We start from the raw sequence: 14,980 nt of genomic DNA on the forward strand, positions 1-14,980 counted from the left end.
GAGAGGGGTTTTGAAAATGATAGGGTTATTAGAGCAATTTTATAAAAATAAAGAAATACAATCCATTATTAATGGACTAGAAGAAGGGTTGAAAGAACAGCTTGTATCAGGTATGGCAACTTCTTCTCGGTCTTTATTAATGGCTGCTTTATATAAAAAAACGAAGCAGTCGCAGCTTATTGTTACACACAACTTATTTCAAGCGCAGAAAGTATATGAGGATTTAGTTTCATTACTTGGTGAACAGGATGTATGGTTATATCCAGTTAATGAATTAATTGCGTCGGAAATAGGGGTTGCAAGCCCAGAACTGAAAGCGCAGCGTATTGAGGTATTAAATCGTTTGGCGATGGGCGAGCAAGGCATCATTGTTGTTCCAGTTGCTGGTTTACGTAGATTTTTACCAATAAAGGAGTTATGGAAGCAAAAGCAAATCGAAATTAGTCTAGGGCAAGAGATTGATTTAGATGCGTTGCTTCATACGTTGCATCAGATTGGGTATGAACGTAAGTCAATGGTAGAAGCACCTGGAGAATTTAGTTTACGCGGGGGTATACTGGATATTTATCCGTTAACTGAAGAATTACCGTTTCGTATAGAGTTCTTTGATACGGAAGTAGATTCTATCCGCTCGTTTGATGTAGAAGAACAACGCTCTCAAGATAAAAGAGAAAGCGTGAAATTCGGTCCTGCGACAGAATTTTTATTTTCAAAAGATGAACTAAAATTAGGGGTGGAGCGTCTTGAGGAAGGTTTAATGAAGACGATGCAGAAGCTCTCTGATGATAGAATCAAGACAGCAGTACTTGAAACAGTTAGTCACGAGATAGAAATATTGAAAAACGGACAGACTATAGAGCAAATGTTTAAATATTTATCTATTTTTTACAAAGAACATGCTAGTCTAATAGACTATTTACCTGAGAACGGTGTCGTTATCTTAGATGAAATTTCGCGTATTCAAGAAACGGCATCACATCTTGAGACAGAAGAAGCAGAATGGTATACATCGCTTCTCGGTGAAGGGGCAATTATTCAAGATTTGGTGTTCTCACACCAATTTGAAGAATTTCTACACCATAAAAAGAAAAGTTTTGTATATTTAACATTATTTTTACGTCATATTGCACATACACACCCGCAAAATATTGTTAATGTAACGTGTAAAACAATGCAAGACTTTCATGGACAAATGCAGTTGTTAAAAACAGAAATTGATAGATGGACTGAAGGGAATTTCACGACAGTTGTATTAGGGACGGATGAAGAACGTGCAAAAAAATTACAATATATTTTAAGTGATTATGATATTGAAGCAGACATTATAGAGTCTACGGATATATTGCTTCCTGGTCGCCTTCAAATTGCTGTAGGTGATTTACATGCAGGGTTTGAAATGCCGATGCAAAAGCTTGTTGTGATTACAGAAAAAGAGCTGTTTCATAAAAAAGTAAAAAAATCACAACGTAAGCAAAAACTATCAAATGCGGAGCGGATTAAAAGTTATTCAGAGCTAAAAGTTGGAGATTACGTTGTTCATGTAAATCATGGTATCGGTAAATTTTTAGGAATTGAAACACTAGAAATTAATGGTGTCCATAAAGATTATTTGAACATTAAATATCAAGGCAATGATAAGTTATACGTGCCAATCGAACAAATTGATCAAGTACAAAAATATGTAGGATCAGAAGGTAAGGATCCGAAAGTTTATAAACTAGGCGGAAACGATTGGAAAAAGGTCAAAACGAAGGTAGAAAAATCTGTACAAGATATCGCGGATGACTTAATTAAATTGTATGCAGAGCGTGAGGCTTCAAAAGGATATGCGTATACGCCGGATACTGCGGAGCAGCAGGAATTTGAATCATCTTTCCCGTATCAGGAGACAGATGATCAGCTGCGTTCTATTGAAGAAATCAAGAAAGATATGGAACGTGGGCGTCCGATGGATCGACTTCTATGTGGTGATGTTGGATATGGTAAAACGGAAGTTGCGATTCGTGCAGCATTTAAAGCAATTATGGATGAAAAGCAAGTTGCAATTTTAGTACCGACAACGATTCTTGCACAACAACACTATGAAACGATTCGAGAGCGTTTTCAAGATTATCCAATTAATATTGGATTGTTAAGTAGATTCCGTACTAGAAAACAACAAAATGAAACAATTAAAGGTTTAAAAGATGGGACAGTTGATATTGTTATTGGAACACATCGCATTTTATCTAAAGATGTGACCTATAAAGATTTAGGCTTACTAATTATCGATGAAGAACAAAGATTTGGTGTTACGCATAAAGAAAAGATTAAACAATTGAAAGCGAATGTTGATGTATTAACATTAACGGCAACGCCAATTCCGCGTACGCTCCATATGTCTATGCTTGGTGTACGAGATTTATCTGTTATTGAGACGCCACCAGAAAATCGTTTCCCGGTACAAACATATGTGGTTGAATATAATCCAGGGTTAATTCGAGAGGCGATAGAACGGGAACTTGCAAGAGGCGGTCAAATTTATTTCTTATATAACCGTGTTGAAGATATTGAAAGAAAAGCAGATGAAATTTCTATGTTAGTCCCAGAGGCACGTGTGACTTATGCACATGGAAAAATGAACGAGAGTGAACTAGAGTCTGTCATGCTATCATTTTTAGATGGGCAGCATGATGTTCTTGTAAGTACAACCATTATTGAAACAGGTGTTGATATTCCTAATGTAAATACATTAATTGTATTTGATGCCGATCGTATGGGATTATCACAGCTTTATCAGCTTCGTGGGCGCGTTGGTCGTTCGAACCGTGTTGCTTATGCATACTTTTCGTATAAGCGTGATAAAGTGTTATCTGAGGTCGCTGAGAAGCGTTTACAAGCAATTAAGGAATTTACAGAACTTGGATCAGGATTTAAAATTGCAATGCGAGATTTATCCATTCGTGGTGCTGGTAATTTGTTAGGGGCTGAGCAGCATGGATTCATCGATTCTGTCGGATTTGATTTATATTCTCAAATGTTAAAAGATGCGATTGAACAGCGTAAAGGAACACAAGGAATTGAAAATACGATTGATGTTGAAATTGATTTAGAAGTGGATGCTTACTTGCCAGACGCTTATATTTCAGATAGTAAACAAAAAATTATGATGTACAAACAATTTAGAGGTGTCTCTGCGATTGAAGATATTGAGGAATTACAAGAAGAAATGATTGATCGTTTTGGAGACTACCCGCAAGAAGTTGGATATTTATTACAAATTGCAAGTATTAAAGTGTTAGCAACGAAAGAACAGATTGAGTTAATTAAACAAACAAAATTTGAAGTGACGTTTTTATTCTCAGAGCAATCAAGCCAAAATATTGATGGTGGAAAATTATTTATGCTTGGTAATAGTTTTGGTCGTATGATTGGTCTTGGTATGGAAGGTTCTCGTTTGAAAATTGTTATGAAAACGAATGGATTAGAGGCATCAAAATGGTTAACAATCGCCGAAAATTTATTAAAAGGTTTGTCTGACGTGAAAAAAGAAGTAATAAATGCCTAAAACAAAATAAAAAATGCAATTCGACGTGTATAGAAGAACTAATGTGTAAAATACTATGTCTAACAGTTGGTGATTTTTACATGAACAGGTAAATTCACCACTTTCATCATCAGTAGAAAGTGAGGCAGCATTAGAATGAAAGCAACTGGAATCGTACGTCGAATTGATGATTTAGGTAGGGTAGTAATTCCGAAAGAAATTCGTAGAACCCTTCGTATCCGAGAAGGAGATCCGCTAGAAATTTTCGTGGATCGCGATGGAGAAGTGATTTTGAAAAAATATTCTCCAATTAGTGAATTAGGTGATTTTGCAAAAGAATATGCAGAAGCTTTATACGATAGTTTAGGACATAACGTACTCGTATGTGATCGCGATTCCATTATCGCCGTAGCGGGGGTATCTAAAAAAGAATACTTAAATAAAAGTGTTGGCGATTTAATCGAAAAAACGATGGAAGATCGAAAATCTGTTGTTATGACAGATGAAAGTGAAATTTCGATTATCGATGGTGTAACTGAAAAGGTTAGCTCTTATACAGTTGGCCCAATCGTTGCAAATGGAGATCCGATTGGAGCTGTTATCATCTTTTCAAAAGAAGAAATTATAAGCGAGGCAGAGCATAAGGCAGTAAATACTGCTGCAAGTTTTTTAGCAAAACAAATGGAACAGTAATTTTTCTTAATCATAATATTTCTTTATAAAAGGTTTTTTCGAAAAGTAGGATTGTATTTCATTAAAAGGTAGCGTCTTGCTACCTTTTTTATTGTATAAATCTAAAAGGAATCCTGTTTTTTCTTTGTGATATAATACGAGGGATGAGAATAGGAAAAGGAGTTTTCTCGTATGGAAGCGAAGAAGTATCAAGCTTTTTGGCGCGGGGCTATTATATTAACGATTGCAAGTTTTGTTACGAAAGTATTAAGCGCTTTTTACCGTATTCCATATCAAAATATAGCGGGGGATGTTGGTTTTTATATTTATCAACAAATTTATCCGTTTTATGGATTTTGTTTAATTTTAGCTACTTATGGTTTTCCTATCATTATTTCTAAGATGGTAGCAGAGCGTTTAGAACAAGGGAAACAGGAAGAGGCAGAGGGAATTGTTTGTGTTTCTTTTTGGTTTTTATTAGGAATCGGTTGTATAGGTTTCTTTACATTATTTTTTGGGGCTCACACGATTGCGTCAGTCATGGGCGATGCAAATTTAGATGAACTGCTAAGAGTTATTTCATTTTCATTCTTGTTAATGCCCTTTTTATCTGTTGCACGAGGGTACTTTCAAGGGTTTAACAATATGATACCGACAGCTATATCGCAAGTGATTGAACAAACGATTCGTGTGTCAATTATTGTGTTCTTATCGTTGTTCCTCATCGCGCATGAATTTGATTTATATACAGTTGGAGCAGGAGCAATGTTGGGATCGATTGCCGGCGGGTTTATTGGTATACTCGTACTTTTATTTTATATGCGGCATAATTTTCGTTCTATTTTCTTACAAGGATGGAAGAGGATACACAATAAAAAGAAAATCATTCGAATCCTTTTTTGGCAAGGAATGGCTATTTGTGTTAGTAATTTAGTGTTAATTTTTATACAAATGGTAGATTCAGTTTCGTTTTACACATTGCTTATTCAGACAGGAGAACCAGCGGAAATTGCAAAAGTATTAAAGGGTGTTTATGACAGAAGTATCCCGCTTATGCAGCTTGGTACAGTTGTGACGACTTCATTTTCACTTTCGCTTATTCCGATTATTACTTCAGCAAAAGAACGAGGAGACCATTTGTTTATTCAGCAAAAGGTGCAGTTAGCGATGAAGATAACTTTTGTGATTGGAGTTGCAGCTGCATTAGGATTAGCGTGTATTATTAAGCCAACAAATATTATGTTGTTTGAAAATAGTGAAGGCTCAGGTGTATTAGCTATTTTAGCTGTTTCTATTTTATTTAGTTCCTTATCCATTACAACAGCTTCTATTCTGCAAGGGCTTGGTCAAACTGTAAAGCCGGCATTGTTTGTTATATTTGGAGGGTGTCTAAAATTATTGCTCAATTATATGTTAATGCCGCAATTTGGTGTAACTGGGGCGGCAGTCGCAACGTTAATTTCGCTCATGGTTATCGCTTTGTTAAATAGTGCTTTCCTTATTCAAATTGTAGAAGAACCACTCATTCATAAACAAGGCATATTTGGAGTAACGATCAGCGGATTAGGAATGGTCGTTATATTAATGTTATTTATGCGTATTTATGAAGGTTTTGGACTAGCGAGTGATGAAGGATATAGAGGGTTAGCTTCAATTGAAGCGTTACTAGGCGTAGCGATTGGCGGATTGGTATATCTGTTTTTAATTACGAAATTAAGTGTTTTTACAAAAAAAGAATTAGGAACTGTTATGAAGCAAGAGAAGGTACAAGCTTCATTGAAGAAGAGTGGATAGAGGTGAATGGTTGTGAGTAGAGTAATCACGATTTTAGGACTAGGTGCTGGTGAATTAGATCAGCTGACCATGGGTGTGTACCGAAAGATAAAAGAAGCAGACCATATGTATGTACGTACGAAAGAACACCCTGTTATTGAAGAGTTAGAAAAAGAAGGAGTAAAGTATACAGCTTTTGATGATGTGTATGAGGCGCATGATACATTCGAGATTGTATACGAAACAATTGCAAATACGTTAATAGAACAAGCACAAGGTACAGATATTATATATGCTGTACCAGGCCACCCGCTTGTTGCAGAACGAACGGTTCAATTGCTTTTACAAAAAGGAAAAGAAAAGCAAGTTAAGGTGCAAATTGAAGGTGGACAAAGCTTTTTGGATCCGATGTTTGCTAGTTTAAAAATAGATCCAATTGAAGGGTTTCAACTTATTGATGCAACTTCATTTGAACGTGGTCAATTAGAATTACGCCAACATTTAATTTTTTGCCAAGTATATGATGCGTTCGTAGCATCTGAGGTAAAGTTGACATTAATGGAAATGTTACCTGATGAGTATGAAGTATACATTGTAACAGCCGCAGGAACATCGTTTGAGCAAGTGAAGAAAGTCCCGCTCTATATGTTAGATCATGAAACAGAGTTGAATAACTTAACGAGCGTGTACATACCGCCTGTTGCGGAGCGTGCTTCTTTATATCAACAATTTGATGTACTAAGGGAAATCATTGCTGAGCTTCGTGGACCAAATGGTTGTCCATGGGATAAAAAACAAACACATCAATCCTTAAAGAAATATTTAATCGAGGAAGCATATGAAGTGCTAGAAGCGATTGATGAAGAAGACGATGATCACTTGATTGAAGAGCTTGGTGATGTACTCTTGCAAGTTATGCTTCACGCTCAAATTGGAGAAGATGAGGGTTGGTTCTCCGTTGATGATATTATCCGAACGCTATCTGAAAAAATGGTACGTCGTCATCCGCATGTATTTGGAGATATAGATGTGAAGAATGCGGAAGAAGTTGTTTCAAACTGGGAAGAAATTAAAAAACAAGAAAAAGGGTATGTAAGGGAATCTGTTTTAACAGGAATCCCAAAAAGTTTACCACAATTAATGCGTGCGTATGAAATTCAGAAAAAAGCAGGAACAGTTGGCTTTGATTGGGATGATGTACGGCCGATGATGGAGAAAGTTTTTGAAGAATTGAAAGAGTTCGAGCAAGAAGTTGTGAAGATGGATAAAGAAAAAATGTTAGGTGAATTTGGAGATTTACTATTCGCTTTTGTTAATATTGCTCGCTACCATAAATTGAATCCAGAAGAGGCACTTCATACAACAAATGAAAAATTCATGAGCCGTTTTATATACATGGAAGCAAAAGTAGCTGAAATGAATAAGGAAATGCAGGAATTAACGTTAGAGCAAATGGACGCTTTATGGGAAGAAGCAAAACAGATAGAGAATCGATAAGGGGGAAATGAGATGCGCTTAGATAAATTTTTGAAAGTATCACGTTTAATTAAAAGAAGAACGTTAGCAAAAGAAGTAGCCGATCAAGGAAGAATTGCGATTAATGGACAAGCTGCAAAGGCAAGTTCTGATGTGAAGGTAGCTGATGAACTAACAATTCGTTTTGGACAAAAAGTAGTAACTGTAAAAGTAAATGAATTAAAAGAAACAACAAAAAAAGAAGATGCAGCTAACATGTATACAGTAGTTCGTGAAGAGAAAGTGAAAGCAGAAGAAGGCTTGTTCTAAAATATTTCCTCTCCTCATACATTATTTACTAGATAGTATAAAGCTATGGGGGGATTGACGTGAATAAGGGTTACTCAACTATGCCTTCTAACCAACAGAATGTTTCTGTAGAACATGACATTGTTATGCGTGGTAGACGTGTAATAGATATTACTGGCGTAAAACAAGTAGAGAGTTTTGATAGTGAAGAGTTTTTATTAGAAACTGTAATGGGTTTTTTAACGATTCGCGGTCAAAACTTACAGATGAAAAATTTAGATGTAGAAAAAGGTATTGTATCCATTAAAGGGAAAATCCATGAAATTTTGTACATTGATGAGAATCAAGGGGAGAAAGCTAAAGGGTTCTTTAGTAAGTTATTTAAATGAGTTTAACAATTCAACTGTATACAATGCTTTCCATGATTGGAATGGGTGCTTGGATTGGAGCAGCATTAGATACATACCAACGCTTCCTGCAGCGATCGCAGCGTAATCGTTGGCTTGTATTTATATATGATATACTGTTTTGGATTGTCCAAGCACTGTTTGTCTTTTACGTATTGTTGTCTGTAAATGAGGCTGAATTACGTATATATGTTTTTGTAGCTTTGCTTTGTGGTTTTGCTGCATATCAGAGCTTATTGAAAGCAGTGTACATGCGAGTGTTAAATTTTCTCATTTATATTTTTGTGCAAACGATACAATTTTTTATTAAAATTGTACAGCTACTTATGATAAAACCTGTTATTATTATAGCGCAGCTTATTATTGCTTTTATATTATTTTTATTTCGTATACTATTTTCAATTGGGAACGTGTTGTGGAAATGTTCCAGATGGATATTACTTTTTGTATGGAAAGTTTTTTTCTGGCCTGTTCGATTTCTTACTTTGCTCATATGGAAACTTCTCCCTAACCGTGTTAAACTTTTTATAAAGAGATATGTAAAGTTACTACAACATACAAAGAAATTGAAGAATTATATCTTTCAAATTTGGGAGCGTATAAAAAAGAAGTTAGGGGGACCTCGGAAATGAGGGAACTGAGGCAAAGATTGATCGAAGAGCAGAATCCAAATTATTCCAAAGAACATATAATACAAACGAATGAAAACAGGAGGCGATTATATCGCCGCTTAGCAGTTTTTTTTGTTTTTGCTTTTACAATTATTGCGAGTATTAGTGTAACGTTTTATCAGCAAAATAGTTCTGTTAAAGCAAAAGAAGTAAAGGTTGAAGAGATGCAAAAAGAATTGGATTCATTAACAAAAAAAGAAAAAAAACTAAAAGATGATGTTCAAAAGTTGAATGATGAAGAGTATGTTTTAAAGATTGCTAGGAGGGATTATTTCTTCTCTGGAAAAGGGGAGATAATTTTTCCTGTTTCTAAGTAGGTCGTGTCTTATTGACACTATATTTTAGGATTATATATAATAAAGTAAAATTTGACTTTTTAATCACTAAGGAGGAGCATTTTTTTTATGTCAATCGAGGTAGGCAGCAAGTTACAAGGTAAAGTAACAGGTATTACAAATTTTGGGGCTTTTGTGGAGCTGCCAGAAGGCTTAACGGGTCTTGTTCATATTAGTGAAGTTGCTGATAATTATGTGAAGGATATTAATGATCACTTAAAAGTAGGCGACCAAGTAGAGGTAAAAGTTATTAATGTTGAAAAAGATGGGAAAATTGGTCTATCTATTAAAAAAGCGAAAGAACGTGTAAGAACAGAAGGCGATCGTCCACGCGGTGAATATCAACGTGGTGGGGATCAACAACGTTCTGGACGTCCACAACGCAATCGTTCTTTTAACAAAGATAACCGTGGTGGTCGTGATAATGGCGGCAATCAAAAAGAAACGTTTGAGCAAAAGATGGCACGCTTTTTAAAAGACAGTGAAGATCGTTTAACTTCTTTAAAGCGTAATACAGAATCTAAACGTGGTGGCCGTGGCGCTCGTCGCGGATAAAACGAACGTTTTATTCTTAACATATAGAGAGGTGCCCGGAGTAAGTCACTCGGGGTGCTTTTTTATGTAAATGAATATATTTAAAAAAGAATAAAAAACTTTTTGAAACGTGTTGACTTTAAAGTGGATTTGATATAAGATACTAATTGTCCGTTAAATAAGACGACATGGCGGTGTAGCTCAGCTGGCTAGAGCGTACGGTTCATACCCGTGAGGTCGGGGGTTCGATCCCCTCCGCCGCTATATTTATTTTAACGGCCCGTTGGTCAAGTGGTTAAGACACCGCCCTTTCACGGCGGTAACACGGGTTCGAATCCCGTACGGGTCATCTGAAAAAGATCATGCATATTGCATGATCTTTTTTTGTTAAGAAATTGTAAATGAGTACAAAGCTTCTACAAAAACATCCTATATTTTTAGAATTTTCTATTATTTTAAAGTGCTTATGTTTAACAACTTGTATATATATGGGTTTATTTTGAATAAAAAGTCGAACGATTATGTGGGCGTGGACTGTTGTTTTGACAAAAATCCCAATAATCATCTTTTATAATGACAGTAATTAAACTATGCAGGTGGTGTTAAAAATATGCCAAAAGCAGGAAGGAATACTGTTAACACAAGTACACTGGCTATGAATGATGGACAACTCAGATCAATAACATGGACAAGCAAGTTGAAAGTGAAGTTAGAGCAAGTTTTCTTTAGATGGGGATTTGTTATTGCTGTAATCGGTTTTCTTTTAGGACGAGCATATATATTAACGAACATTTTACCGTTTGCACTACCGTTTTTTGCTGCTGTTTATGTAATGAAACGTGATAAGATGGCACTCGCATTTCTTGCCCTTATGGGTGGTGCGCTTTCCGTTTCACTAGACAATTTACTCTTTGCCTTTGCATCTATTTTTACTTTCTTCATTTATAATATCTTCTTTAGTCGATTTACACGTAAAATTGTCGGACTTGTACCATTTCAAGTATTTATCTCCGCATTAACCGCACATCTCGCTGTTGTTTACTTCGCGCAGCAAACCGTCACTATGTATGATTTACTCGTAAGTACTATTGAAGCAGGTCTTAGTTTTGTTTTAACAATGATTTTTCTGCAAAGTGTACCGTTATTGACAGAAAGAAAGGGAAAACAACAAGCGTTAGAAACGGAAGAAATTGTTTGTTTAATTATATTACTTGCATCTGTGTTAACGGGTACAACAGATTGGTTTATTTACGACGCTTCAGTTCAACATATTTTCACGAGATATTTAGTATTGTTATTTGCTTTTGTTGCAGGTGCAGCTACCGGTTCAACGGTAGGGGTTGTTACAGGATTGATATTGAGTTTAGCGAATGTAGGTAGTTTATCTCAACTTAGTCTATTGGCTTTTTCGGGGTTGCTTGGTGGTTTATTAAAAGAAGGAAAACGTTTGGGTGTTAGTTTAGGGTTGTTAATTGGTACAAGTCTAATTACATTATACGTTGATAAACAAGTAAACATTATAACAACTTTAATAGAGTCTGGAGTGGCAATAGGATTCTTTTTACTAACACCAAAGATAATTATCGATCGGCTTGCTAAATTTATGCCAGGAACACAAGAACATTCTCAGGATCAACAACAATATTTGCGAAGAATGCGTGATGTGACAGCTAATAAAATTAATCAATTTGCAAATGTATTCTCTGCATTATCTAATAGCTTTTCGGTATATGGATATGTGGAGGAAGAGGATGAGGAAACAGAAGCTGATTTATTTTTAAGTACAATTACAGCAAAGACGTGTCAATCATGCTTTAAAAAGGATCAATGTTGGGTAGTGAATTTTGATAAAACATATGATTATATGAAACAAATTATGAATGAAACAGAAGAAGGGACTCTTCAGCATAACCGTAAGTTAGTTCGTGAATGGGAAAAGCACTGCGTAAGAGGAAAAAAGGTAACAGATTTAATGGCGGGAGAATTAAGTCATTTCTATGAGGGACAAAAGTTGCGAAAACAAATGAAAGAGAATCGTAGAATTGTTGCAGAACAATTATTAGGTGTTTCAAAAGTAATGGAAGATTTTGCGAAAGAAATTCAGCGTGAACGGGAAAATCATCAGGTACAGGAAGAACAAATTTTACAAGCGTTTCGTGACTTTGGTGTCGAGGTGGAACATGTTGATATCTATTGTTTAGATAGAGGGAATATTGATATTGAAATGATGATTCCAGCAGCATCTAATCAACATGGTGAATGTGACAAATTAGTTGCGCCAATGCTTTCGGATATTTTAAAAGAGAATATTATTGTTAAACATGAAGAGCCTTCTGCTTATCCAAATGGCCATAGCATGATATCTTTTGGGTCAGCGAAAACATTTTCTCTTGATACAGGGCTTGCTACAGCGGCAAAAGGAGGCGGATTTGTATCAGGAGATTCGTATGCGATGATGGATTTAAGTGTTGGGAAATATGCCCTTGCCATTAGTGACGGAATGGGAAATGGACAAAGAGCACATATGGAAAGTAAGGAAACGGTAAAATTATTACAAAAAATATTGCAATCCGGTATTGATGAAGAAATTGCTATTAAGTCTATTAATTCAATTCTTTCGCTCAGAACGACAGAAGAAATGTTTACGACACTTGATTTAGCTATGGTAGATTTACGTGATGCAAGCGCTAAGTTTTTAAAAATTGGTTCAACCCCAAGTTTTGTAAAACGCGGAAATAACGTTTTACAAATAGAAGCAAGCAACTTGCCGATGGGAATCATTGAGGATGTTGAGATGGATGTTGTTGGTGAACAATTAAAAACAGAGGATATTCTAATTATGATGAGTGATGGGATTTTTGAAGGGGCGCAACATGTGGAAAATCATGAATTGTGGATGAAACGTAAAATTAAAGAACTACAAACAGATGATCCACAAGAAATTGCTGATATCATTATGGAAGAGGTTATTCGTTCTAGTGATGGATATATCAATGACGATATGACGATTGTCGTTGCAAAGGTAAAGAAGAATATGCCAAAGTGGGCTACGATTCCAATTATGGGTAAACAAGCACAATAAAGGAGCAGAAGTTTTCTTGGTTATGAGGCCTAGGTTGATACCTAGGCCTTTTTCTTATAGGAGATAGAAGAAAGTGGTTTCATTCTTCCTATGAAGATAGGAGAGGGATGTAAGATAAAAATGTGAATTTTGCACATCTTTTTTTTGCACAAAGTTTGTAAAAGTTGTACCATTATAAGCAAGGTAAAGTATGCTATTGTTTGGTTTTAACGAAAGGTGATTGCGAAGTTGAAAGATACATTTGTTGAAAAAGTAGATGAGTTTGCAAAGCAGCACGATGTATTAGAGGAACATTCGACAATTGTTGTAGGAGTTTCTGGAGGCCCGGATTCTTTAGCCCTTCTATATTATTTATTAGAGAAAAGGGAAGAGAAGAAATTGAAGATTGTAGTCGCGCATGTGGATCACATGTTTAGGGGAGATGAATCCTACGAAGACTTACAATTTGTGGAAAATACTTGCCGAAAGATCGAGGTTATTTGCGAAACGATAAGAATTAATGTATCGCAATATCAACAGCAATATGGAATGAATGCACAGGTGGCTGCTAGGGAATGCCGATATGCATTTTTGGAAAGAATAATGAAGAAATATGATGCGAAGTATGTAGCTCTTGGGCATCATGGAGATGATCAGGTAGAGACAATTTTAATGCGTCTCGTCCGAGGGAGTACTCCGAAGGGTTATGCTGGAATTGCTGTGAAACGACCTTTCCATAGTGGATATGTAATTAGACCTTTATTAGCGGTAACAAAGAAAGAAATCAATGCTTATTGTGATAGGATAGAAATTACGCCACGTATGGATCCAAGCAATGAAAAGGAAGCATATACGAGAAACCGATTACGTAAGTATGTTCTACCTTGTTTAAAAGAGGAAAATCCTCATGTGCATGAGCAATTTCAAAAATTTAGTGTATTTATGCAAGAGGATGAGGCATATTTGCAGGAATTAGCTTTTGAAAAGATGAATAAAGTAATTACAAAAAAAAGCGATAAACACATCGTCTTATCAATTCCTGCATTTGAATCCATGTCTATGCCTTTACAAAGGCGAGGGATTCAACTAATATTAAACTATCTTTATGAATACAAGATTCCGTCTTCACTTTCTTCCATACATATTGACAAAGTTATTGCGTTTTTTAAACGGACACATCCTTCAGGATCGCTTGATTTTCCTAGTGGCCTAAAAATTGTTCGTACATATGAAGAATGTAGTTTCCGATTTGAGCAAGAAATTGTCTTTCCTTTTTCACAAGTCTTATCAGTACCAGGTGCCATTACATTAGTAAATGGGGATGAACTTGTAGCAGAAGTAAATGAGGAATTACCAAGCGACATGAATGAAACAATATTTGTTGCTAAGTATAATGATATATCATATCCTCTTCTTATCCGCTCTAGAGAAAATGGAGATCGCATGTCAATAAAAGGTATGAGTGGTACAAAAAAGATAAAAACTATTTTTATTGAGGCAAAAGTACCGAGGGAAAAAAGAGAAGAGTGGCCAATTGTTTGTGATGCAAGTGGGAATGTTATTTGGATTCCATTGTTGAAACAATCTGCATTTGCTATTTCGAATGAAGCAGCAGATAAGGATAAATATATTATTATTCACTACAAAAGCAAGGAGTCTTCCAGGAGGATAATGAAATGATGAATCAAGATATCGAAAAAGTATTAATTTCCGAAGAACAAATACAGGAAAAGGTGCATGAGCTAGGTGCAATTATTGCAGAGGATTACAAAAATACAGTACCTCTTGCAATTGGTGTGTTAAAGGGTGCAATGCCATTTATGGCAGATTTATTAAAAAGAACAGATACATATCTTGAAATGGATTTTATGGCTGTTTCTAGCTACGGTCATTCTACAGTTTCAACAGGTGAAGTGAAAATTTTAAAAGACCTTGATACTTCTGTAGAAGGTCGCGATATTTTAATCGTTGAAGATATTATTGATAGTGGTCTTACATTAAGCTATTTAGTGGATCTATTCAAATATCGTAAGGCGAAATCTGTAAGGATCGTTACGCTGCTAGATAAACCAACAGGCCGTAAAGTCGATCTAAAAGCAGATTACGTTGGGTTTACTGTTCCTCATGAATTTGTTGTAGGATATGGATTAGATTATAAGGAGCAATATCGTAATCTTCCTTATGTTGGAGTATTAAAACCAAGTGTTTACTCAAATTAATTAAATACAGGCGTTATA

Annotated in this window: 12 protein-coding genes and 2 tRNA genes; all 14 read left to right on the forward strand. The window is 35.6% G+C overall.

Annotated features, from left to right (window positions below):
- Positions 1-16: 16 nt before the first annotated feature.
- Entirely contained in the window at positions 17-3,547 is a 3,531-nt protein-coding gene (mfd, locus tag AAIE21_RS26950; RefSeq protein WP_343269525.1) for a transcription-repair coupling factor, read from the forward strand.
- Positions 3,548-3,682: 135 nt separating this feature from the next.
- Positions 3,683-4,219, forward strand: coding sequence for a stage V sporulation protein T (gene spoVT / locus AAIE21_RS26955; RefSeq protein WP_343269526.1), 537 nt, complete (start codon positions 3,683-3,685; stop codon positions 4,217-4,219).
- Positions 4,220-4,390: 171 nt separating this feature from the next.
- Positions 4,391-5,992, forward strand: coding sequence for a putative polysaccharide biosynthesis protein (locus tag AAIE21_RS26960; protein ID WP_343269527.1), 1,602 nt, complete (start codon positions 4,391-4,393; stop codon positions 5,990-5,992).
- Positions 5,993-6,004: 12 nt separating this feature from the next.
- Positions 6,005-7,468: a bifunctional methyltransferase/pyrophosphohydrolase YabN gene (gene yabN, locus AAIE21_RS26965; RefSeq protein ID WP_343269528.1), complete on the forward strand. Its 1,464-nt coding sequence runs from the start codon at positions 6,005-6,007 to the stop codon at positions 7,466-7,468.
- Between the two features lie 12 nt (positions 7,469-7,480).
- Entirely contained in the window at positions 7,481-7,756 is a 276-nt protein-coding gene (locus AAIE21_RS26970; RefSeq protein ID WP_343269529.1) for an RNA-binding S4 domain-containing protein, read from the forward strand.
- Positions 7,757-7,815: 59 nt separating this feature from the next.
- The gene (yabP, locus tag AAIE21_RS26975; protein ID WP_343269530.1) at positions 7,816-8,124 is read left to right on the forward strand and encodes a sporulation protein YabP; all 309 of its coding nucleotides are present in this window, start codon (positions 7,816-7,818) and stop codon (positions 8,122-8,124) included.
- On the forward strand, positions 8,121-8,774 hold the full coding sequence (yabQ, locus tag AAIE21_RS26980) for a spore cortex biosynthesis protein YabQ (protein ID WP_343269531.1): 654 nt from the start codon (positions 8,121-8,123) through the stop codon (positions 8,772-8,774). The genes yabP and yabQ overlap by 4 nt, the downstream gene beginning before the upstream one ends.
- Positions 8,771-9,130 (forward strand): cell division protein DivIC, encoded by a 360-nt coding sequence (gene divIC, locus AAIE21_RS26985; protein ID WP_343269532.1) that lies wholly within the window; start codon positions 8,771-8,773, stop codon positions 9,128-9,130. The genes yabQ and divIC overlap by 4 nt, the downstream gene beginning before the upstream one ends.
- A gap of 87 nt (positions 9,131-9,217) precedes the next feature.
- Positions 9,218-9,703: a S1 domain-containing RNA-binding protein gene (locus tag AAIE21_RS26990; RefSeq protein ID WP_343269533.1), complete on the forward strand. Its 486-nt coding sequence runs from the start codon at positions 9,218-9,220 to the stop codon at positions 9,701-9,703.
- A gap of 169 nt (positions 9,704-9,872) precedes the next feature.
- A tRNA-Met gene (locus tag AAIE21_RS26995) sits at positions 9,873-9,946 on the forward strand.
- Positions 9,947-9,959: 13 nt separating this feature from the next.
- Positions 9,960-10,031 (forward strand) — tRNA-Glu (locus AAIE21_RS27000).
- Positions 10,032-10,292: 261 nt separating this feature from the next.
- Positions 10,293-12,764, forward strand: coding sequence for a stage II sporulation protein E (gene spoIIE, locus AAIE21_RS27005; protein WP_343269534.1), 2,472 nt, complete (start codon positions 10,293-10,295; stop codon positions 12,762-12,764).
- A 228-nt stretch (positions 12,765-12,992) separates the two neighbouring features.
- A complete protein-coding gene (gene tilS / locus AAIE21_RS27010) occupies positions 12,993-14,423 on the forward strand; it encodes a tRNA lysidine(34) synthetase TilS (RefSeq protein WP_343269535.1) in 1,431 nt (476 codons plus the stop codon).
- Complete coding sequence (hpt, locus tag AAIE21_RS27015) at positions 14,420-14,962, forward strand: hypoxanthine phosphoribosyltransferase (RefSeq protein ID WP_343269536.1); 543 nt, start codon at positions 14,420-14,422, stop codon at positions 14,960-14,962. The genes tilS and hpt overlap by 4 nt, the downstream gene beginning before the upstream one ends.
- Positions 14,963-14,980 lie beyond the last annotated feature (18 nt).

The sequence above is a fragment of the Paenibacillus sp. 102 genome, from assembly GCF_039549175.1.
Taxonomy (GTDB): domain Bacteria; phylum Bacillota; class Bacilli; order Bacillales; family Bacillaceae_G; genus Bacillus_A.